The organism is Psychrobacter sp. JCM 18902 (genome assembly GCF_904846615.1).
Taxonomy (GTDB): Bacteria; Pseudomonadota; Gammaproteobacteria; order Pseudomonadales; family Moraxellaceae; genus Psychrobacter.
The window spans coordinates 288,126-311,276 of the sequence record NZ_CAJHBK010000001.1; the positions used below are offsets into that span (position 1 = coordinate 288,126).

The 23,151-nt window shown below is 43.0% G+C and carries 19 protein-coding genes; 13 read left to right on the forward strand and 6 right to left on the reverse strand.

What is annotated here, in order from left to right; genetic code table 11:
* Positions 1 to 7: 7 nt before the first annotated feature.
* The 3 genes from JMY05_RS01275 to nadA all read right to left on the reverse strand — a co-directional run bounded on the left by JMY05_RS01275 (position 8) and on the right by nadA (position 4,033).
* A complete protein-coding gene (locus tag JMY05_RS01275; protein ID WP_201613956.1) occupies positions 8 to 901 on the reverse strand; it encodes a phosphatidate cytidylyltransferase in 894 nt (297 codons plus the stop codon).
* A gap of 131 nt (positions 902 to 1,032) precedes the next feature.
* Complete coding sequence (nadB, locus tag JMY05_RS01280; RefSeq protein WP_201615309.1) at positions 1,033 to 2,892, reverse strand: L-aspartate oxidase; 1,860 nt, start codon at positions 2,890 to 2,892, stop codon at positions 1,033 to 1,035.
* A 1-nt stretch (position 2,893) separates the two neighbouring features.
* Positions 2,894 to 4,033: a quinolinate synthase NadA gene (gene nadA, locus JMY05_RS01285; RefSeq protein ID WP_201613958.1), complete on the reverse strand. Its 1,140-nt coding sequence runs from the start codon at positions 4,031 to 4,033 to the stop codon at positions 2,894 to 2,896.
* A gap of 285 nt (positions 4,034 to 4,318) precedes the next feature.
* Between nadA and JMY05_RS13810 the strand changes: the two genes are divergently transcribed.
* The 3 genes from JMY05_RS13810 to JMY05_RS01300 all read left to right on the forward strand — a co-directional run bounded on the left by JMY05_RS13810 (position 4,319) and on the right by JMY05_RS01300 (position 7,332).
* The gene (locus JMY05_RS13810) at positions 4,319 to 5,407 is read left to right on the forward strand and encodes an NUDIX hydrolase (RefSeq protein ID WP_045444784.1); all 1,089 of its coding nucleotides are present in this window, start codon (positions 4,319 to 4,321) and stop codon (positions 5,405 to 5,407) included.
* A 170-nt stretch (positions 5,408 to 5,577) separates the two neighbouring features.
* Positions 5,578 to 6,438, forward strand: a complete 861-nt coding sequence (nadC, locus tag JMY05_RS01295) for a carboxylating nicotinate-nucleotide diphosphorylase (RefSeq protein WP_045444787.1) — start codon at positions 5,578 to 5,580, stop codon at positions 6,436 to 6,438.
* Positions 6,439 to 6,690: 252 nt separating this feature from the next.
* A complete protein-coding gene (locus tag JMY05_RS01300) occupies positions 6,691 to 7,332 on the forward strand; it encodes a MarC family protein (RefSeq protein WP_201613960.1) in 642 nt (213 codons plus the stop codon).
* A 76-nt stretch (positions 7,333 to 7,408) separates the two neighbouring features.
* On the opposite strand, the gene JMY05_RS01305 is transcribed toward JMY05_RS01300, so the two are convergent.
* A complete protein-coding gene (locus JMY05_RS01305; RefSeq protein WP_045444790.1) occupies positions 7,409 to 8,629 on the reverse strand; it encodes an acetamidase/formamidase family protein in 1,221 nt (406 codons plus the stop codon).
* 204 nt (positions 8,630 to 8,833) lie between these two features.
* Positions 8,834 to 9,436 carry a LysE/ArgO family amino acid transporter gene (locus JMY05_RS01310; RefSeq protein ID WP_045444793.1) on the reverse strand — a complete coding sequence of 201 codons (603 nt, stop codon included), beginning with the start codon at positions 9,434 to 9,436 and terminating at the stop codon, positions 8,834 to 8,836.
* Between the two features lie 167 nt (positions 9,437 to 9,603).
* Between JMY05_RS01310 and JMY05_RS01315 the strand changes: the two genes are divergently transcribed.
* The 3 genes from JMY05_RS01315 to JMY05_RS01325 all read left to right on the forward strand — a co-directional run bounded on the left by JMY05_RS01315 (position 9,604) and on the right by JMY05_RS01325 (position 11,891).
* Positions 9,604 to 10,347, forward strand: coding sequence for a hypothetical protein (locus JMY05_RS01315; protein WP_045444795.1), 744 nt, complete (start codon positions 9,604 to 9,606; stop codon positions 10,345 to 10,347).
* 256 nt (positions 10,348 to 10,603) lie between these two features.
* Positions 10,604 to 11,293 (forward strand): hypothetical protein, encoded by a 690-nt coding sequence (locus JMY05_RS01320; protein WP_045444798.1) that lies wholly within the window; start codon positions 10,604 to 10,606, stop codon positions 11,291 to 11,293.
* Between the two features lie 40 nt (positions 11,294 to 11,333).
* The gene (locus JMY05_RS01325; RefSeq protein ID WP_045444801.1) at positions 11,334 to 11,891 is read left to right on the forward strand and encodes a hypothetical protein; all 558 of its coding nucleotides are present in this window, start codon (positions 11,334 to 11,336) and stop codon (positions 11,889 to 11,891) included.
* Positions 11,892 to 12,035: 144 nt separating this feature from the next.
* On the opposite strand, the gene rluB is transcribed toward JMY05_RS01325, so the two are convergent.
* The gene (gene rluB, locus JMY05_RS01330; protein WP_045444804.1) at positions 12,036 to 12,983 is read right to left on the reverse strand and encodes a 23S rRNA pseudouridine(2605) synthase RluB; all 948 of its coding nucleotides are present in this window, start codon (positions 12,981 to 12,983) and stop codon (positions 12,036 to 12,038) included.
* A gap of 589 nt (positions 12,984 to 13,572) precedes the next feature.
* On the opposite strand from rluB, the gene JMY05_RS01335 reads away from it, so the two are divergent.
* The 7 genes from JMY05_RS01335 to JMY05_RS01365 all read left to right on the forward strand — a co-directional run bounded on the left by JMY05_RS01335 (position 13,573) and on the right by JMY05_RS01365 (position 23,148).
* Positions 13,573 to 14,664, forward strand: a complete 1,092-nt coding sequence (locus JMY05_RS01335) for a polysaccharide biosynthesis/export family protein (RefSeq protein WP_045444808.1) — start codon at positions 13,573 to 13,575, stop codon at positions 14,662 to 14,664.
* A 6-nt stretch (positions 14,665 to 14,670) separates the two neighbouring features.
* Entirely contained in the window at positions 14,671 to 15,150 is a 480-nt protein-coding gene (locus JMY05_RS01340; protein WP_227678066.1) for a low molecular weight protein-tyrosine-phosphatase, read from the forward strand.
* Positions 15,151 to 15,181: 31 nt separating this feature from the next.
* Entirely contained in the window at positions 15,182 to 17,443 is a 2,262-nt protein-coding gene (locus JMY05_RS01345; protein ID WP_227678067.1) for a polysaccharide biosynthesis tyrosine autokinase, read from the forward strand.
* Positions 17,444 to 17,492: 49 nt separating this feature from the next.
* Positions 17,493 to 19,496, forward strand: coding sequence for a nucleoside-diphosphate sugar epimerase/dehydratase (locus tag JMY05_RS01350; protein WP_201613964.1), 2,004 nt, complete (start codon positions 17,493 to 17,495; stop codon positions 19,494 to 19,496).
* Between the two features lie 66 nt (positions 19,497 to 19,562).
* The gene (locus JMY05_RS01355; RefSeq protein WP_201613966.1) at positions 19,563 to 20,879 is read left to right on the forward strand and encodes an oligosaccharide flippase family protein; all 1,317 of its coding nucleotides are present in this window, start codon (positions 19,563 to 19,565) and stop codon (positions 20,877 to 20,879) included.
* Positions 20,880 to 20,948: 69 nt separating this feature from the next.
* Positions 20,949 to 21,965, forward strand: a complete 1,017-nt coding sequence (locus JMY05_RS01360) for a glycosyltransferase family 2 protein (RefSeq protein ID WP_201613968.1) — start codon at positions 20,949 to 20,951, stop codon at positions 21,963 to 21,965.
* Positions 21,958 to 23,148: a hypothetical protein gene (locus JMY05_RS01365; protein ID WP_201613970.1), complete on the forward strand. Its 1,191-nt coding sequence runs from the start codon at positions 21,958 to 21,960 to the stop codon at positions 23,146 to 23,148. Before JMY05_RS01360 ends, JMY05_RS01365 begins: the two co-directional genes overlap by 8 nt.
* Positions 23,149 to 23,151: the final 3 nt, after the last annotated feature.

Here is a 23,151-nt window from a genome sequence, read left to right on the forward strand (position 1 = left end):
TAATAGCTTACCCAAGCAGCCAATAAAACAAGGTAAATAGCGGCACGCCAATGAGCAAGCTATCTACTCTGTCTAATACGCCGCCATGTCCGGCGAGCATCGTACCCGTGTCTTTCACCCCATGCTGACGTTTAAAGGCGGACTCTAATAAATCTCCAGCGATACCACTGACCGCTAAGCCGTAAGCAGCTAATAAGCAAATCCACCAGTTAAAAGGCGTGAGCCAAATGCCTAATAACGTTGCCAATATCGCTGCTAGCATACTGCCGAAAAGAGCGCCTTCGATACTTTTATTCGGGCTAATAATTGGGGCAAGACCACGCTTAAACAGTTTGTGACCAAGCAATCGTCCACATAAATACTGGGCAATATCATTAAATTGACTGGCGAATAACACAAAAAATAAAACGCCATACTGTTCGCGCTGCCAGATTAATTGTTGTAAAGCAATGAGACTGACAATCAGTGTGATAAAAGCAAAGCTAAAGACTAGGTCTAACCGATTTAGACGCGTATAAGCTGGAGTAGAATGGGAAGATGTTTGGCTAAAAGGCAATATCTTGGGTTGTAGACCGCGCGCTTGCAGTTTCTCAATCAACACAGCTTTGTTGCGCAGACACCATAAGCGTTTAATCTCGTAGCAGCCACGCAGACCAATCAAGATGAAAAAAGCGATGAGCAGCCATTGGTAGGGGTAGGTAGTAGGCTGTGAGGGTTGGTTATTATCCGTTATCTTAGCGATAACATAACAAAGGCAAAGTGCCGCTAACATGAGCCACCATGAGCGGGCGATCAAATAGATTTTCGGTAAGCGCTGCCGTAAGCGAGGTAGGGCAAGCATCGCCCAAACCGAACTGACGACTAGCATTAGAACGATCACAAACCGTAAATCAGAAGCCATGTTTTTAGCACTTTGAGTTCAATAGAAAACGGTGAATTACCGTCTTTCATGGCTAAAGTGGCAGCCTCCAATTGCTGTTAGATGTTAGCAATTGTATTTACCACTCTAGCCTCTGTGTCATCGATTATAGGCTAAAGCAGCCAATCAATGCCACCCTCTTTGCTGCCTGTTTTGTCAGCTTCTCTCAACTTCGATAATGGCACAATCACACTGGTTCGAGGTGTGGATGCCAAATGTGGATAGTCTTGACGATAGTGACCACCGCGACTCTCATAACGCTGATAAGCAGATTGAATAATCAAGGTCGCTAATTGTAATTGTCGTGCTAATTGAAATAGTGTCAGCTCATCAGCAGTGATAGTGCCATCTAAAGTACCCATACTGGACTGATTTAACCTGATTTTTTCAAGCCACTGTTGCCATTGCTGTATCTGTATTAATATTTGCTCTAATGATTCGGCATTTCGAGTGATACCCATATAGGAGGTCATTAAAACTTTTAATTCTGTGACTATTTTGCCAGCATGATCGTTGGTAACAATATCATTATCACAATGCGATGAATTAAATAGAATGGTAGGAGAAGAAGGAAGCTTAATAGTTTGAATATCTTTGAGCGTTGGTGCTGTCCAAATGGCAGTTGCTAATAAGTTCGAGTGATCATAACTGGTAACGTGATTTAGATTTTCTAATGCTTTTAAATATCGCGGTAAGTCAGCGGCGATATTGCGCCCAACGACTACGCATTCTAAAAGTGAATTACTTGCTAAGCGATTAGCACCATGCAAACCTGTATATGCCACTTCGCCTGCGGCATATAAACCTATCAAATCGGTTACACCATTGGCGTCAGTAACCACGCCACCGCAACTATAATGCGCAGTCGGGGCAACGGGGATAGGTTCCCTAGTCATATCAATGCCGAGGTTGAATAATGTTTGATAAATCTGTGGGAAATGCTCCCGTAAAAATTGCTCTGGCAAATGACTGACATCTAAATGTACGTAGCCAAGTCCGTTATTACTGATCTGCTCAGCGATGGCGCGAGCGACGATATCGCGCGGTGCCAATTCTGCCCGCTCATCAATTTCCAACATAAAGCGCGCACCGGTTTGTGGACAGGTCAGATGCCCCCCTTCACCGCGTAAGGCTTCAGATATTAAAAAACTGCTGTCTGCCACTGCTAAGCCCGTCGGATGAAATTGGATAAATTCTAAATTTGCTAAGCGGCAGCCTGCTTGCCACGCCATCATAACCCCATCGCCAACACAGACATTTGGTGCACTGGCTCGCTTGAATAGTTGTCCTAAACCGCCACTGGCTAAGACGACTGCGTGACTATAAAAAGTCAGCTGTCGTTGATTATTATGATCAAAAACTTGCGCCCCTTGGCACTGGTTATTTGGATTGGCACTGTTTGTTAAAAGGCTCAGCGCTTCATGATAAGGCAAAATAGTGATATTGGCAGCGTTTTGCGCCTTTATAGTCAAGGCTTCCATAATGTGTCGACCAGTCGCATCATCCGCATGTGCGACCCGCCTGCAACCATGCCCGCCTTCTCTGGTTAAATGTAAGTCAGTAGTTTGTAGTTCAGTCTGTAGTTTGGTGACAGGTTTTGCATTATCTTGTTGCGGTATTTGGGTAAAAGGCACGCCTTGCTCACATAGCCATTGAACGGCCTGTTGCCCAGCACTCAAAATGCGACTGGTATTACTAGCTTCGCATAACCCTGCGCCAGCGATTAGGGTATCGGCGATATGGTCAGCAACAGAGTCTTCTTTATCCAAGCTTGCTGCGATACCACCTTGGGCATAATGACTGGAGCAAATCTCTAAGGCGGCTTTGCTCAATATGGTAATGTTTAGCGATTTTGGTAATGCTAGAGCTGTGCTTAAGCCTGCTAATCCCGCGCCGATGATAAGCACATCCGTTTGTACCATAGCAGAAGGGCTATCGAGACCTAATGATTCCGCTGTCAATGCCGCGCTCATATTAGGCAGCCCCGACATTGGCAAATAACTCACGGTCTTTGACAATATCGCCGCTCGTTGCCACACGTTGCTTCTGCGTTTCGGCAAAGTCAAGCATGCGTTGCAAGGGTTTTCTAGCCGCGACTGCCAGCTCAGGCGTCATCAAAACTTCACCGCTGCGCTGCGTCAAGCATTGTTCAATACCTTTTAGACCATTCATTGCCATCCATGGGCAAAACGCGCAACTCTTACAACTGGCGCTTTCACCTGCAGTAGGTGCAGCCAAAAAACGCTTATTTGGCGAGCGCTTTTGCATTTCGTGCAAAATACCCAAATCGGTGGCGACAATAAAGGTATCGGCATCCATCTCATGAGTCGATTGCAATAGCTTACTGGTCGAGCCAACCACATCGGCGAGCGCCACCACGCTATCAGGGGATTCAGGATGCACCAATACTTTGGCATTTGGGTGTTCCTTTTTAAGTTGCATGAGCTCAGTTGCTTTAAATTCATTGTGCACGAGGCACGAGCCTTGCCAAAGCAGCATATCTGCACCCGTCTCAGTAGCAATATATTTGCCCAAATGACGGTCAGGACCCCAGATGATTTTCTCATCATTAGCATGCAAATGGCGAATGATGTCGATGCCAACCGATGACGTCACCACCCAATCGGCACGGGCTTTGACGGCGGCGCTGGTATTGGCGTAAACGACGACCGTACGCTCAGGGTGAGCATCACAAAATGCGGAAAACTCGTCAGCAGGGCAGCCCAAATCAAGCGAACACTCGGCTTCTAGGTCTGGCATCAGTACTGTTTTTTCCATACTTAAAATTTTTGCCGACTCACCCATGAAGCGGACGCCAGCGACCACTAAGGTCTGGGCGCTATGCGCTTGCCCAAAGCGTGCCATCTCCAGCGAATCACCCACACAGCCGCCCGTTGCCAATGCCAAATCCTGAATAAAGGGGTCGACATAATAATGGGCGACCAATACTGCATTATGCGCATTTAATAGCTGTTTAATGTTTTCCTCGACTATGAGACGTTCAGCACGCGGCAAGTCTGCTGGCATTTTAGCTTTGGCATATTCAATATTCATTTGAGTAGCAATACGATTGTCATTGCTCATGATGGGCGCGTCGTAAGGATAAGTTTTCATAAATGCAAACCTTTTAGGCAGTAACGACAAGCAATATGCCGCTAAAAATAAGTCAATTAATATCGTTGGCTAGTCAGATATTTTAATTATGCTCATTTTGAGCATAAATACAAGTATTTTTTATACATTTATGATTTGTACATTTATGATTTATAAAGACTCATTTTATATAATTACAACCACGAACTATGATAATCGTTGATTCAAGCTATACTGAGCAAATGGTCAACAGCTTAGCAGTTGAGCTTTATTTAATAATTAAAATAAAAGGTAATCACTAAAGTCATGACGTTGTCTTATTCACACGCGCATCAGCAAGGTAGTGGCACCACAGAAGTCGTGGCCGTGCTAGTCGCCATTACTGAGCATACCGCTCGGGTCTTAACCGTTGATCAAGGAAAGCTGTTACCCAATGGTCCATTGATGCCGTTGCATCGCTCATTGCAAGCGGGTGTGCGCCAATGGGTTGAGGAGCAAACACAGCAACCACTTGGTTATTTGGAGCAACTCTATACCTTTGTCGATACCAATAGGCGCAATGTTGATGGTCACGCACTGGTCTACGTGAGCTATTTGGGACTGGTGCAAGAGACACAAACGCCGCAGCTACAAAGCCAAGCATTGTGGCGCGATTGGTATGATTACTTTCCTTGGGAAAATCATTTGGATGGCATACCTAGCATCATTATGAATAATATTGTGCCAGCATTATTGAGTTGGGCAGATAGCGCTAAAGATTCAGGCATTCAGCAGCGCCGCCGTCAGCGTATTGGTCTATGTTGGGGTGTAAGTGAAGCGCTCTTAGTGGGTGATATGCCCACAAGTGAAAATGCGGATAATGAATACATAGCCTATGAGCATTATGAAAATAGAGAGTGGGTCGCTGAGCATGTGTTACTGCGCTATGAGATGCTGTATGAAGCGGGGCTGATACCGGAAGCACCAAACTATCCACCCAGCTATTCAATGAATCATCAAAGCGTTCATCAAAGCGCTCGCCAACCGAGCCATCAGAATAAGCTACCTGAAAACTGGTCACAGCTCATTGGTGTGCCGATGTATTATGATCATCGCCGAGTGATTGCAACAGCTATTTCACGGCTGCGTGCCAAAATTGAGTACCGACCGCTTATTTTTGGCTTGATGCCAGATGTATTTACCTTGTCACAATTACAACAAAGCGTAGAAGCGCTCTCAGGAGTGCGCTTGCACAAGCAAAATTTCCGTCGTTTGCTAGATTCACAAAAACTTGTGATGGAGACAGGGCAGAGTAGTAGTGCCCAACGTGGTCGCCCTGCCAAGCTTTATCGATTTCGTCATGATATTGAACTACAAAGCTTATTGATGGATAGTAAGTTGCCTAAGCGTAAATAGGAGTTAATAGACTACCTTGCTATCTTTATTTTTATGACTATAAAACCCTGTCGGCTGCCCAAAATGATGACGGTTCCTTGCGAGGCTGTTAACTTTACGCTATATTTATGCTCATTTTGAGTTTAATTGCATAAGCATATATGAACGCCACGTTTATTTAAGGGTTAAAGATGACAGTTAAAAAAGAACCAGCATTGGATGATGTATTGCTTAGACCTTTGGTTGAAGCTGCGCTAACTGAGGATTTGGGCAGACGCGGAGATGTCACATCACAAGCCACCATTCCAGCCGATATGCAAGCAAAGCTAGAGATTAAAGCGCGGCAAGCAGGCGTGATATGTGGTATGGATTTGGCACGTTTATCGTTTGCCATGGTTGATCCTCAGATTGAGTTTGTGGCTCAAGTTGCTGATGGTGAATGGGTTGATGCAGGTACAGTCTTGGCTAGTGTGCGTGGTAATGCGCGCCATTTACTGACAGCAGAACGTACCGCGCTCAATTTTATGACCCACTTGAGTGGCATTGCGACAGATACCAGAAAAATTGTAGATAGCGTTGCAGAGTATCCTGCGCAAATTACTTGTACACGTAAGACCATTCCTGGCTTGCGCATTGTACAAAAGTACGCGGTACGCTGCGGCGGCGGGCGCAACCATCGTTTGGGACTGGATGATGCTATTTTAATCAAAGACAATCATATTGCTATCGCTGGTGATATCAAGACTGCGATTAAACAAGCGCAAAACTTCGCTGGGCATTTAATTCCCATCGAAGTAGAAGTGGATACTTTAGAGCAGCTAGCGCAAGCATTAGATGCTGGTGTGAGCTTGGTGCTATTAGATAATATGTCCCCTGAAATACTAGCGCAGGCAGTAACGATGTGTAAAGGTCGTGCTAGAACAGAAGCTTCAGGTGGTATTACTCCTGAAACGGTGCAAGCAGCAGCAAAAACGGGTGTTGATTTTATTGCCATGGGTTATTTGACGCACAGTACCACGGCATTAGATATCGGTCTTGATTTTAGCGCATAATGTTCAACATGCCTTTTTTAACCGTTAGTCTTCATCAGCTTATCTACCCGCCAAATGACGGTTGACTGGTCAATGTTAAGTATCTGTTTTTATAGATAGTCTGCTGTCAGAAAGTTAAGCAAAGTTAATGATTTAATTAGCTTATCTGCCTATGATACAATGACATTTTCAACCAACTATTGGGTCATCGTTGTACTTGCACGATGACCTTATCTTTTTGCCCGATTTGACTAATAGACAAGCGAGCGCTCAGTGAATACTGAAATCATCAAGATAATCTTAGCCTTTATGGTACTGATTAATCCCTTTAGCGCTTTGACGTTATTTTTGGATTTGACCCGTGGTTATTCGATGAATAATCGACGCAAAGTGGCGCGTGTTGCTTGTTTGACGATTTTTATCACTATTAGTTTCTTTACGGTAGCAGGCGAGACATTACTAAAAGCACTTGGTATTTCTATCGGCTCGTTTCAGCTGGCAGGTGGTATCTTGGTGTTTTTGATTGCTCTTAATATGATGAATGGCGACGGTAATCCCGTGAAGCCCGATCAAGAAAACTTCGATGTTGACCATGTACAAGACGCGCCGCCCACCATGGCAGCAGCGGTTGTGCCTATCGCTATTCCAATGATGATTGGACCAGGTGGTATCTCGACGGTGATTATTTATTCTTCACAAGTCTCTGGTATTTTGCAGATATCTGCCATATTGATTGCTGGTTTATTTATCAGTCTGTTTTGCTATCTAGCATTGATGGCGGCAGGTCGTATCAGTCGCTTGCTGGGTGATACTGGATTGAACATCATGAGCCGAATTATGGGGATGTTATTGGCGGCAGTTTCTATCGAAATTATCGTTAATGGCTTACGCACTTTATTTCCTGATTTAGTGTAAAAACAAGCACTTAGCCTCCAGATAATCTACCTGCGTTAAGTGCTTGCTATTGTCGTATGAGAGACGCTTGTTTCACTTACTCTTCACTAAACTCTTTGAAATCCGCTTTACGAATTTTTGCGTGGATACCTTTCGTTTTATCGACGACTTGTGACACCTCAAAGTCGGTCGCCGCACTTAAATAAGCATAAGCCAACGCTTCATCAATACCATACTCTCTATTTAAAAAACCAATGGCTTCACGAGTCGATTTTTTCATGGCTTCATCCAAGTCTTCATCTAAACCCGGCGTAATCCAAAATTCAGCATTTTCACCCAGTGGTTGTGACAATGTCTTACCAGGTATTTTATCTTTACCAGCTTTTAGTAATGTAAACTTAAAGGTAGCACGGGCTGAGGCTTCGAGTGCGGTGAGTGCGACTTCGCCATCTCCTTGAGCAAAATGACTGTCGCCTGTATAGAAGAGTGCGCCAGGAACTTGCACAGGATAATATACCGTTGAACCATCGCCTAAATCATTGATGTCCATATTACCGCCGTGTATTGCAGGAGGAACAGAATGTACCAGTTCTGAAGTATTGGACGCCACACCCATCAGGCCCATGAATGGATTGAGTGGAAAGCGAATAGACTTACCAGATTCTGTCTTGATAATACCTTCATAATCACCGTTAGCATTTTTTTCTATAGGCGTAAAAACAGAGACATTACCAAAGCGTTCGGGATGATCTTTAGAGGCATTTTTTTGCTGTGATTTTTTTGGAAACTCTCCAACTAATGTCCCTTTACCATGGCGATTAGAGATAACACCATAGGGCACACGAGGTTCAATTTTAATAACTTCTACTTTTAAAATGTCACCTGGCATGGCGCCTTGTATTGCAAGCGGCCCCGTCACAATATGTGGTCCGTCTTTATGAAAATCATGCTCTAAGCTGGAGCCTGTAATCTTTTTTGCTTCATCCAAAACATAGTCAGCTTTGACGCCTTTTGACTTAAAGTATTTTTCTGCATCACGTCCTTGATCTTCGAGTAACCCCTCATGAGAAACCGTATCGAAGGTAACACGACTGCCAGATGGTACGCTCAAAACAGGCTTGGCGTCTCTATTAGGTAAATAGCCCCAGCTGATGGTTTGTAGGGTGGAAGGCACATAATAGTTACCTTGGTATTTGCCCTCTTTTAGTTGCGTGGGCTTATTTGTTATTTCCTTTAGCACTTGGAAGTCTTCTGCATTGGCAAACGATAAAGTAAACGTGCTTAAAATAAGTAGAGATAAAGCCGTTCTTTTCAACATAAATCATATCCTTAATTTTTTAAAAGCAACAATTTCATAACTGCTTTTTGATTAAGGCAAGTTCTATACCAATCCAAAAAAAGCGCTCATTTACGCACCATATTCAAAAAATCTTTATTCTACCCTTATAATAAGTTCTAACTTGGTGCTATAAAACCACTGACGAACGATTTTGGTGCATGAATATAAAATATTGAAGCAATACTAACTACTATATAAGTGCCACGCCAAATACAACATCAGTATCCCTACCAAAGCATCGAGTATATTCCACGCTTTTGGTTTGGCAAATAATGGTTTGAGTAATCGTGCCCCATAACCCAACGCAAAAAAGAAAAAGAATGAGGCGCTGACTGCACCGACTGCAAATGACAGCTTACTACTAGCACCTGTTGAAACCATGCCAACGAGTACCAATGTATCTAAGTAGACGTGTGGGTTGAGCCAAGTAAAGCCAAAACATAATAACAGGGCTTTTTTTAAGCTGGTGACGACTTGTCCCTCGACGGTGAGTGCATGTGTGACGCGCACACTGGCATATAAGCTCTGCAATCCATAGCCTAGCAAAAATACAACACCAGCGAATTTTGCGATATTGACCACTTGCGGATATTGCGCCGTGACCGCGCCAAAACCGCCAACGCCCGCAGAGATTAATAGCGCATCACTGACCGCGCAAAATAAGCAGACAAAAAATATGTGCTCGCGTTTGAGTCCTTGTTTGAGTACAAAGGCGTTTTGTGAGCCAATCGCGATGATGAGCGATAGCCCAAGTAAGAATCCAGAGGTGTAGTCGGTCGCATTCATAATAGTGTGCTTAGCAGGGGGCGGATGAGAGGTGTTGACATTTTGCTTACTGGCAGAGCGGTAAAAAGCTGTTAAGATACGCTATTGGATAAATCTATGCAATACGAGCGCAATAAGCGTGCACGGGACGAGGGGCAAGGTAGGTCATGGTGGTAAGTCTGACAAGAATGCTAAAGTCATTTGGGCAAGCTCAAGATGACCTGCCAACGCTAGCAGCCAAAAATGCTCAGGAGATGGCTATCAGTCAAGATATAGAGGTGACTGATAATAGTAGTAAAAACAATGATAAAAACGATCAAGCTGTCAGTCAGCGTTCTGTACTGACGCCGCCTGAGCGCAGCGAACGTATTTGTGATGCTTTGGCGCAAGTGAGTGATATCAGAACGCCGACACCATTGACTGATCGCTACCTGTCCAATCGCGCTCAGATGCGCCCGACCAATAGACCACCTTTTGACCCCGATACTTTATGGTATCTCAAACATGGACGCTGCCCGATTATGACTGAGCTTGTTGATGTGGTCGACGAAGCCACCCTAAACGCCATGCCCATCGAGGCGGTTGCGATACTAGACCGTATCAATGGTAAGTTAAAACGCTATCGTGAGTGGAGCAGTGAGCTCAATGAGCAGCAACAACAGCAGCATAATGAACGCCAATTTGTCATCGATAAGCTGGTGTCAGAGAGCATTCCAGAAGCCCTACATCATTACGAGCAATTACAGCGTTTTAGCCCGCACCGTACCAAAAACAGTATGGTGCAAGGAAAAATGACGGCAGGTGACATGCTGACGGATTTGTTTTTAGAGATTGATTATGAGCTTGATGAATTGTTAGATGAGCTGCACCAAACAGTGATGAATCGTTTGGCTTCAACGCACCGTTATGTCAAAAGCCGGACAAAAAGTTAATTACTAATAGATAATAGCTGTTAATTGGCATTATAAAATTAACATAATCCAGAGCTTTGATTAAATTGGGGACACGCCCTAACATGGTTTTCACACAAGCGACGCAATGCATAACAATATAGGGCTTTAATAGAGCCTTATTTTTTTGTTTAATAATAACTATCTATCTTATTTAGAATAATAAGCTATTTAAAATAAGAAGAAATTTACCAAGCCATTTAGCCAAGCCATTTTATTCAACAATTAGGATACTCTAATGACTCAAGTTACTGCGATGTTTGTCATGTTCATTTTATATGGAGTGTTACCAGTAGCTGGGTTATATCTGGGGTATCGTGGTATCAAAAAAATGACTGCGCCTAAAATGCTTGAGTACAAAGCGATGCCGCAATTGGGTTACATCCCAGAAAAAAGCTTGCCTGTTGAAGTCAAAACAGCACTTGACCAAATCAATGAAAAAGGGGAGAAGCTGCGGGTTATTTATGGCGATACCAATAATGATGGCAAGATAGACGATAAAGACACGGTCAATGAAACCTACATTATGATTCAAAACCTAATGGACAGGCATGTGCCACTTGCTGTGACTGACTATCGCCGCTTGCATGACCTAGATGTGGGCGATGGCGCGCGCGCTGACACGACCAAAATTAAGCACTCTAATGTGACTGGAAAAGAAGCGCTATTAGATGTATTACGTACCATTAATACTCAGTTTGATGATTTATTGAATGCCTCTTATCACCAAGATGGTCAAAAGCTGCTGGCGACTAACCGCTATCTACAAAAACGCTTTAATAATCCTGCTACTACGACAGATATTCAAAAGCTCGATAGCAATGTTAGTAGTGTCAGTAGTGCTAATACCGATATAGAAATTAAAGCGATTGAAAATCCAACTGGCGCAACTGGTAAGAATGTGAGTGCTGAGAATATTAAACTGTAAAGGCAAAGTGGTGTGATTAAACGATGAAGAGTAAGGGTATATGAGCATCTTAATAGGCATTGGCATTGTAACGACCGTCACCACCTTTTATTTGGGTAAAAAAGGCTGGCATGCGCTGCATAAAGCGGTCGGTATTTCGCCAGGTGTACTCACTTATCAGGATTATGATGCACCGTTGTCATTGTCCAAACTCAGTTGGCAGCAACTAAACTTAAATAAAAGATACCTGAAAGATTTGTCAGAGCCACAGCTGCGTCAATTAAAACGTATCGATGAAAAAGTAACCCGCTATCAAGCATATCAAAAATCACTACAAGCTCAGCATAAAACGCCTGCCGTAACCGAGCAGCAGTTTGTATTGAATAAAATGTTGCACACTAGGCTGCCTGAAATGCTCGCCAGTCATCATCATCTAGCGAATATTAATATAAGCACTGACAATGCGGATAATGAAAAAAAGGCGGAAGCCAATCAGTTATTACAGCAGGTATTTAATAATATCGAGCAGCGTCTAGATAGATTATTAGAACAAATGGAAAGTCAGCAGTTGCAAGAGCTACGAGTAATGAGGAATTATATTAATAGCCACGATAGCTAAATATAAGTCGTCAGGTTGATAGCTACCTTTTATATTATTTCTATAAAAAAGCTGCCAATGATTATTCATCATTGGCAGCTTTTTTGTGGTCTACTTTAAAACTATTGAAGATTCAAAGTCACACTACATTTTACATTCAGGCGATTAACGCTTGTCGTTGCGGTCACGAGTATTGCGCGTACCACGGCTGGCAGGGCTAGCACTACTTTTAGGCTTCGCGCTGCTGTTGCGATTGTCGCTACCACTGCGGCTATCGCTACGACTGTCAGTAGCGCGACGCGCTTTAAGCGGCTTGCTTCTGATACGCTCTTGTTTCTCTTTCGCTGCGCCATGCAGACCCGTACCATAACGAGGACGCAAGCTCACTAGATCGGTCAACGTATTGATGTCTTTTCTGTCGAGTTCTAAGAAACGACCAGTACGTAGCTCTTTTGGTAGGGCAATCGTACCGTAACGCGTGCGTAGTAGACGGCTTACTTTCAGGCCTTGTGATTCAAACAAACGACGCACTTCGCGATTACGACCTTCTTTTAGTTGGACGTGATACCACTTGTTGACGCCTTCACCACCGCCTTCTTTGATATCTTCAAACTTTGCAAGACCGTCTTCTAGCATGACGCCAGCCGTCAATGCACGGGCAATCTCAGGCGTGACTTCACCCAATACACGTACTGCGTACTCGCGAGTGACTTCACCAGACGGATGCATCAAGCGATGCGCCATCTCACCATCATTGGTAAACAATAATAGCCCAGTTGAATTGATGTCCAAGCGACCAACCATCACCCAGCGATCATGAGTCAGTTTTGGTAAACGCTCAAAAACGGTTGGACGGCCTTCTGGATCTTTAGCAGAGCAGACTTCGCCTTCAGGTTTGTAGTAAGCGATAACACGGCGACGCTTCTCGTTTTCAGAGGTGTATTTAATCTGACGACCATCAACGCGAATCTCGTCGCCTTGCTCGACGCGATCACCAATGGTCGCAGGTCCGTTATTAACAGTAACACGCCCTGATTTTATGACTTCTTCCATTTGACGACGTGAGCCAAGACCCATACGGGCGAGGGCTTTCTGTAATTTTTCATCTTTCATAATCATGTCCTTGAGTCGGTGGGTTTACATTTCTCAATGTAAAAAATTGGATTGACTATTCTACGCTATTTTGATGACTTTAGCACGCAAACCAGTATCTACAAACGGTATCAATTTATCGTTTTATATTAATAAAATAAAGTTTGCTAAATTAAAAGAGATTTATAAAACAAAAGTTGATTAGGGTGTTATAAAAGTAAGGTATTTGCACACAAATGCTTATATTTATTTTTTAATAAAACAGTAAGTTCTCCAAGTATTATTAAGATCAGTTAAGCAGCATAACCAATACCAAATTTCTATTTTCGGCAGCATGAACCCTAAAAAATACTGCTAACACCTTTTAATATGTCCTCCTATTTAGATTTTTCTGTCTTTTTGTTTTTATTGATATGCGCTATACATTATTTACGAGAAGGGCTTACGTAAAATAAATTAACTAAAAAAACTGTTCTTACATCAATGTTTATAAATATTGCGTTATGTATAGTTTAGGTGTATATTCAATAAATACATCCTTTTTTATGAATATATTGACAGCAGCAAGGCACTTATTTTTGATTCACGAATATAAATATGAGTAACTGTTATGGTTTATAAATATTTCATTTCTGTACAAAAGCGCTCCTTAATAGCGAGTGCGTCTTGCTTATTGCTGACAGTATTACTCAGCAGTTGCACCATAAATTCAGGACTTCAGTCTGGAAAATTACCTGAGTCAGGGACATTCACTGCAGAAAACGGTTTACAATTCTATATTCAACCTTTGAGTTTGGCTAATCTACCACCTAAAGAAGCCGTCAATCTTGATCGAGATTTATATCATTTAGTAAAAACATCTGGGCGTGTCAGCTATGGCATTGCTAAAGGGGATGTTCTCAATATTATCCTGACCAATTATCCAGATATTAATGCCTCAACGTCTAGTCTGACCGTTGACCAGCAAGGGTTTATACAATTCTCCTTAATAGGGAGAGTCAAAGCCAGCGGTCTCAGTGTGCCGCAGTTCACTGCCACTTTGCAAAGCAAGCTTCAACGCTATCTCAAATACTCAGATCCTCAGGTCAAAATCATCAACTACCGTGGTAGTAAGTTTTTCGTGGATGGTGAGGTCAAGCAGTCTGGTGAGTTTGTTATCGCAGATGTGCCCATCTCAGTATATGGCGCTATTTCTATGGCGGGTGGTACGACTGATAAGGGTGATTCAAACCATATCGTATTAAACCGTCAAGGCAAAAGTTACAAGCTCGGTATCCAATCATTGAATCAAATGGGGCTGTCTGCCAATCAAATATACTTACAAGACGGCGATGCTATTCATGTCAATAGCCAAAGCCGCAATAAGGTCTATGTATTGGGAGAATTTGGCAAAATTGAGCCCGTTGCTATTCCTGAGCAAGGGCTAAGCCTAGCGCATGTACTAGGTGAGTCAAATGGATTGAATTCTAATACAGCCAATGCGGCCAAAGTATATATTGTTCGGGATAATCCTAAGTATCAATACACCAATATTTATTATGTCGACATGCAGAGCATTACCAGTTTTGCCTTGGCCAGTCGTTTTGACATGCAAGCCAATGACATCCTTTATGTTGATCCAACTGGCTTGGCGCGCTGGAATCGTATTATCAGCGCCATACTGCCTTCAACATCAGCAATCAATGTGATTTCAGGGATATAGGAGTCAATGATGGGAGCGTTTGATCAGATCTTGGTTGTTTGTGTTGGCAATATATGCCGCAGCCCGATGGCCGCTGCCATATTAACGGCATATTACCCAGGAAAACACATCGACTCTGCTGGTCTGTCAGCGCTCGTAGGTCACGCAGCTGATGCCAAAGCGGTTGCATTGATGGCCACTCATAATATAGACATCAGTGCTCATATCGCCAAGCAAATTGATGAAGCGTTAGTCAGTCAGTCAGATTTAATTTTGACGATGACAACCAGCCAAACCAAATGGATTGAAAGTCAGTGGCCGCACTGTCGCGGAAAAATCTTTCGAATAGGGCATTGGCTTGATAAAGATATTGCTGACCCTTATCAGCAGGATGACTCAGCATTTGAGAAGAGTAGACAAGATATTATCGATAGTCTTGAACAATGGACTGACAAGATTAGCGACGCGCCATCGATTAGAGCGTTGAAGTTCAGCGAATGCTATTAAACGATCAACATTGAGCGATGAGTATATGGTTATGAATAATATGGATTCAAAAGACCTATCAACGTCTACGGGCGAAAAAAACAATGACGACATCGATTTAATGGCGCTGGTTTTAGTATTGTTACGCGGTTGGAAAATCATTGCTCTCATGGCGATATTGGGGCTTTTACTAGGGCTTTTGTATACCCGCTATGTGAATCCCATCTATAAATCAGATGCGCTGATACAGATTGAAGAAAATACTCAAGGAATAGAGGCGCTTGGTGAGAGTATCTCAGAGTTGGTTGGTGCAGAAGTCAGCAAAGCGGAGACAGAAGCAGAGCTGATAAGATCACGTATGATATTGGAGCCAGTGGTTGAGCGATTGCACCTGCGCATTAAGCTAACAGATACCAATATTGGTCATCTTGATAGAATAAAAAGCAATCGTACTTACACGCAATTAAACACACCGGATGATGTGTCACTTGATACCAAAAATGGCATAGTGAAAGTCCGCCAATTTGATGTATCACCAGCGTACTTAAACCAACCTTTCACACTAAAAAAATCTGCTACAGGGTTTGTTTTGAGCAATGGGTTTGATGAATTTAAAGGTCAGCTTGGTCAGGCGCATCATTTCAAAGGGTTGGACGGTCAGATTAATATCACTGTCACAGAGTTACCTGCTGATGGTTACCCAATTAATATTAGTAAGCAGACGATAAAGGCCACGACTGACGCTATCAACAGCGCCTTATCCGTTGAAGAAAAAGGTCAAAAAACGGGTATTATTCAGCTGTCGATGACGGGTCCCAACCAAGAGCAAATCACGACTATACTCAATCAGATCGTCCGATCTTACGTCGATCAAAACCAATCTCGCGGTTCTGAAGAAACGACCAAAACACTTGCCTTTATGGAAACGCAGATCCCTCTATTAAAAGAAAAATTAGAGACTTCTGAGGCACTGTTTAATGACTTTCGTAAAAAATATGGCACGATTGATGTGGGTAAAGAAGCCGAGTTGTTATTGAATGAGAAGTCTCGCATCGATGAGCAGCTCAATGAGCTTAAACTCAAAAAAGCAGACCTAACCACTTATTATACCGAAGAACATCCACTGGTCATCCAAATTAATGAACAGCTCAAAGTGCTCAATAATAGAACAAGAGAGATAGATAATACCATTGCAGGTCTACCTGAAATACAGCGAGAGTTTCTAAAGCTATCAGAAGATACGGCAATCAATCGAGAAATCTATCTGACGCTGCTCAAAAATTATGAGCAACTTAAAATCGTCAAGGCTGGTCAAATCGGCTATGCCCGTATTATCGATTCACCGACCAGTACCTTTAATGCCATTGCACCAAATAAACTACAAATCCTGATGCTGACCACATTGATAGGCATGATGTTTGGGTTAATGCTGGTGCTCTTGAAGAACCTTGTTAGAAATGTCGTAAAAGATCCAGAGCATTTAGAGACTACTACGGGCATCCCTGTCATTGCAACGATTCCACGCTCACCTTTACTGTCGAGGTTGAGTAAAAAGAAGAATACCACCCCTCGCATGCTCGCTCATGTTGATCACAGTAGTTTGAGTTATGAGGCGATCAAAAGCTTAAGAACCAATTTGATGTTTGGTATGCCAATGGGGGCAGCGGTTGGGCAGCCCGCGCAAGTCATATTGATTACTGGGGAGAGCCCTGGTGTGGGCAAGTCGTTTATCGCTGCCAATTTAGCAGAGGTATTTGCCCAGCTCAATAAAAAAGTCTTAGTCATTGATGGTGATATGCGTTTAGGTGAGTTGCATAAAATGTTTAATATGAGCCAACATGATGGTCTTGCCGATTATTTGTTGCAGGATAAAAAGCATTTTTCTCCGATTGATGGTACTCGATCAGACAGTGAGGTTTCTAGCTTAGGGGTCGAAAGCTTTATTCATCCCACTGGTATGGAGTTGATTGATTTCATACCGCGCGGACGGCAGCCGCATAATCCTACCTCCTTATTGATGGGCGAAAAATTCAATCATTTGATGGCAGAATTAAAAACTCAATACGATTATATTGTCATCGACTCACCCCCGATATTGGCGGCGTCAGATGCTATGGTACTTGCGCAACATGCAGACAAAGTACTCATCGTTACGAAGTTTAATCATTCAATAGAAGGGCAACTGGTTTATGCGATCAAGCAAATGAATAAAGCCAATGTACAAGTAGATGGCATTATTCTCAATGATGTACAGCAGGGTCTTATGGATAAATATAGCTATCACTATCATTATGCCTATGGAGATAACCGCTAGTTTGCGTGGTTGTCGCTCATAAGCAAACCAACTTAATTGGGTGGATATTATGTTTATAAAAACAGAGTCAAACAATGCTTATCAATCGTCCAGTGGTTTTAATCAATGGTCGAAGCGTGTGGCTCTGTATTTATTGTCATTACCACGCCTGACGAAAAGCACCCTCTTATTTAGTATAGATTTTACCATGTCGATCTTTTGCCTATTATTGGCATTGATGCTACGACAAGGCTATGTGGCCTCTCATATCAGTCTTGCAGCGTTGGCTTTTTATGCATTCGTGCCGGTTGCTAGCTTATATCTTATTGGTTTTTATCGCAGCGCCTCTCGAGGGTTTTTTGATGCAGTGATGGGTCGTGTGCTGCAACTGTTTTTTTTACTTATTATTGTTTATCAAGTCATCATTTATTTGAGTCCATCAGCGATAATACCGCGCTCAGCCCCCGTTATATTTTTATTTCTATTTTTTATTTGGCTGTGGAATAGTAGGCTCATGATCCGCGCGTTACTGAAACGTCTACAGGGTGCAGGTCAAAACCGTCGTCCAGATGCCTGTTGTGACAATGTGATTATTTATGGTGCAGGAGAAGCTGGTAGAGAGTTGCTAGAAAGTTTGAGACATTCTTATCAGTACAATGTGGTGGCATATATCGATGATGACCCGCAGCTTACAGGGGCTTATTTACATGGCAAACAAATATATGCAGCTCACGCGCTTCCGTGGTTGATAGAAAAACTCAATGTGGCGCAGGTGATTTTGGCCATGCCCTCTATGAGCCGTGGTCGTAAAAAACAGATTATGGACAGTCTGTCAGGTATCTCCGTTAAGATAAAAGACTTGCCAAGCTTACGTGAGCTTGCTGATGAGATAGTAACTGTCAGTCATATACGACCCGTTGACATATTAGATGTGCTCGAACGAGAAACAGTCGAACCTGTTGCGGAGTTGCTACAAAAAAACATCACGGGTAAAAACGTTCTCGTTACAGGGGCAGGTGGTTCAATCGGTAGTGAGCTGTGTCGGCAAATCATCAAAAATAAGCCTAAATGCTTAGTGCTATATGAACAGTCTGAGTATGCTTTATACACCATAGATCAAGAACTTAGTAACCTCAAAAAAGCGGATGCTGATTATCAAAATATTGAGATTATTAGCATTATCGGCAGTGTCAGTAACGAAAAAAAATTAATCAATATATTCGAAAAAAACCATATAAAAACGATTTATCACGCTGCAGCCTATAAGCATGTGCCTATTGTTGAGTCCAATCCCTTTGAGGGCACCATCAATAATACCAAAGGCACCTACCATTGTGCCCGTGCTGCGATACAGGCCCGCGTTGAGACTTTTGTGTTGATTTCTACTGACAAAGCCGTGCGACCTACCAATGTCATGGGAGCGTCCAAACGCTTGGCTGAGTTGGTCTGCCAAGGATTGAGCCAAAGTAACAGTCAGACTTGTTTTAGCATGGTGCGTTTTGGCAATGTTTTAGGGTCATCAGGCTCTGTGGTGCCGTTATTTACCAAACAGATTGAGCAAGGCGGTCCGATCACCATCACTCATCCAGACATCACGCGCTATTTTATGACGATTCCAGAAGCGGCCAGTTTGGTTATTCAGGCAGGTGCGATGGCATTCGGTGGTGAGGTGTTTGTGCTTGATATGGGTGCACCCGTCAAAATTGTTGATCTGGCAAAACGTATGATTCGTTTGACAGGTTGTGAGCTAAAAGATGATAGCAATCCCAATGGCGATATCGAAATCGTATTTACTGGCTTGAGACCGGGTGAAAAGCTCTACGAGGAGTTAATCATTGGTGAAGACAATATCGAACCTACTTTTCATCCATTGATTATGCAAGCAATGGAGCACAGCTTTCCTTTGCAAGATATCGAAAATATTTTATTTGAATTTGCAGAAAAAGCAAAGCAGCAGGATGTGGTCTGGCTGAAAACACAGTTTAAGTTTTTTGTCGAAGGTTACCGAGAAGGATCTGATAAAGATGGCGAGGTAGAGAAAGTAGATACCACACTGACAGATGAAATGGGTTAATAGAGAGAGGCGCGCTGTCATAAATTCCTTACAAGTTCTGTGAGTCACTAAATTGGACAATATGTCATGAGCTCTGGAGTATTTTCATCGATACAGAGCACAATAAACAGGTTGAAAACCAGTCACTTTGTGCGAGATGTGGTCATGGTCGGTGGCGGGATTGCTGCTGGACAGGCCATCGCCATGATTTTTATGCCATTTCTCACAAGACTGTACAGACCTGAGGATTTCGGTATCGCTGCTGCCTTTACTGCTATCGTCAGTATTATTACGCCGATTGCCACTATGGGCTATGCAAATGCAATCGTGATGCCAGACAGTGACGAGGATGCTGCGGCCATTGCCCGATTGTCTATATTGCTCAGTGTGGTTATAGCTGTCTTCTCATTCATTGTTGTCTATGTCGGTAAGTTTCATTTGGCAAGTTGGATGGGTATGGAAAGCACACCAAACATGCTATATCTCATACCATTAACGCTATTAGTCGGTGCTTTTCTTTCTGTCGCTGATCAGTCTGCTATTAGGGTGGGCTTATTTAAAGCGAAAGCTCGAGCTTATGTGGAAAGCAAGCTTGTGACAGATAGTAGTAAGCTGATAGGCGGTATGCTAGCACCTTCAGGGATGTTACTTATTTTATTGACGATAGCAGGGCAGCTCACAAACTTTATCATGCAGATGCTTCGTGTACCTAGAGTAGGTGTATTAAATGTGCGTCATTGGTTTGGTACTAAGGGTATTCGACATGCCGCCATATCGCAGCGTGATTTTGCGATATATCGTATGCCACAAAGTATCCTGAATGCAGCTTCAGTGGGGTTGCCAACTATCTTGTTAGCGTCATTATTTAGTGCCTCTTCTGCAGGGCAGTATTCGTTGGCTGTCCTTGTGCTTGGTGCACCCGCGATGCTGTTAGGTCAGGCGGTTGGAGAGGTTTTCTATCCTAAAATTACGCGTGCCATCACAGCAAATTCATCTGAGGCTTATCAATTTTTATTAAAAGTGACGTTGATTTTATTGGTGGTAGGTATTATGCCATTCGGTACAGTGTTCGTTTTTGGCGATTATCTTTTTTCTTTAGTGTTCGGTGCAGAGTGGGCATTGGCAGGTAGTTATTCGCAGTGGCTGTCTATTTGGCTTTTGACCAGTTTAGTGTCTGGTGCGAGTACTGCGGCATTGCCAGCATTACGTTTACAGCGATTCCTTTTGATTAGAGAAGTGTTTGCAGTGGTATTTCGTGCTGCAGCGCTGTATGTAGGTTTTTACGTTTTTGAGTCAGATATGATAGCCATTGCCCTTTTCTCATTTGTTGGGGTTTTGCTCAGTTTATCTATCATTTATGTCGCTTTTCGGCGTCTTGTTCATATCGATGAAGTGGAGCAGTAGGTACATTTTTTGACTGCTTTAAATGTCACAAAGGATATGTATAAGAAGTCTCAACTTGAGAGGCTCACTATGATTTCAGTTATTATCGCCGCATTCAATGCCGCTGCTACTATTGATCGTTGTATTAATAGTATTGACGTTGCGAAAAAGAGTCACGACATTGAGCTGATAGTCATTGACGATGGTTCTAAAGATAATACTGCTAGCCTATTGCATAGCTGGGCGAGTGCTAAGACATGGATTACGGTGAAATATCAAAAAAATGGTGGCGTGGCAGAGGCTCGTAATACTGGGCTCGATATAGCAACCGGCAATTACATCGTTTTTATAGACGCGGATGACACCATTGATGATTGGTATTTTGATTTTGTCTTTGATCAAGCTGTAGATCGAGATGTCGAGATGTTGGCATTTGGTCATAAACGCATGATGCTGGATGGCTCTGTTATTGAGCGTCCTAATAGTGCGGCAGAATACTCACGGCAAGATATCGAAATGCTACAACTGAGAGTGACAGAGAATAGACATATATATTGGTACGCTTGCACCAAGGTGTATAGCAAAAATTTAATTGCAGAGCTGCGTTTCGATAGCGATGTCAAATTTGGTGAGGATGGTATTTTTAATATCGCATGTCTAAGCAAAGCGAATCGTTTATCGATGCTGCCAGACTGTCCATACAACTACTATGAAAATGCGACCTCTATAACAAGCTCACAATACAAATCAGGGCTTTTGGAATCCATTGAAGCGGACTATACAGCCAGAGTCAGGATACATGATTGGTCGATCAGTGCTACTGAAAAGCAGGTGCTATTATCAGACTTTGCTCGTAGTTATGTCGAGCATATGCTGCCATATTTACTTAATAATTTGGCGCATATCAGCATGAAAAAACGTCGTGCAGAGCTAGTTAAAATACGCCAGTCTTTCGTTTATCAGAACTGTTTGCCGCATTACTATCAACGACATCCAGCCCGCGGCATTCGTGTATTGATTTTATGTTTTTCACGGCGTTGGTATGTTATGACGCTGGTTTTTCTTCAACTGTCTTGGTCTAAAGCAAAGGTGAAAAAATATGCTTAATATTGATGTGTTGCCTCAGCCTTTACGCAGTGATGAAAACGGTCAAAAGCGCTGTTGTTCGCTGCAACAGACAACAGCTAGCGGGCAAATGACTGAGAAGGCATTGTGGTTTGTATATCCAGCGAACTTGCCAATGCCAGAAGACGATGATTGTGATGCTTATTTACTGGCCACATTGTTGCCCGCGATGCAGATGCGAGCAGCCATTCATGTGCATGGTAGCGTGTCGCAGGAGCTATTAGCCAACCTGACAGAGCTACAGTATGTTTGGAATAAGTGGTTGCCAGAGCGTTATTTTTTGATTGATATACAAGTTGATCGTATTAGAGAGAGCGACGTACAAGTAGATGGTGCGATTGCTGCATTTTCTGGTGGCGTTGATGCTCAGTTTACCGCTTATCGTCATGCGACAGGCAGAGCAGGATACGCCACACGAAATATTAAAGCAGGGGTTTTTGTGCATGGCTTTGATATACCTTTAGAGGATACAAAAGGCTTTGCCAGTGCAGCAAAAACAGCGACAAAAGTACTTGCAGATATCAATATCGATTTGGTCATTGTGAAAACAAATATTCGAGGACTTTGGGACATCAACTGGGAAGACTATCATGCTGCTGCTATTGCCTCAGTATTATGCGGCTTGAAACGATATGCAGGAATTGGGCTCATTGGTAGTGGTGATTCTTATGATGTATTAATTAGTCCTTGGGGCTCACACCCAATCACTGACCCGCTGCTAAGTTCTGGCGACTTTAGACTCATTCATGATGGTGCAGGCTTTAGTCGTTCAGAGAAGCTTCAAACTCTTTCAGCATGGCCCTTGGGTATAGAGAATTTACGTGTCTGTTGGGTTGGAGATAAGCATGATAGCAACTGTGGTCGCTGTGAGAAATGTGTTAGGACGCGTCTCAATTTTTTGGTTGCAGGTATAGATAACCCTCAATGTTTTAGCGAGCCCATGGACTCATCACTTTTTAAATCAATGGCTCTAAAGGGCAGGGCTGTCAGCATAGATTGGAAGTTAATTCGTCATGAGATGATTAAAACGGGTAGAGGTCTTGAATGGCTGCCATACATTGAAAAAGCACTCAAACGTAACCCGCCTCCTAACTTGAATAGATTGTTTCCTGTTGGCTCAAGGCGTCGTATGTGGGTGAAGAAGCTGTTAATGAGAAACGAATAAGGG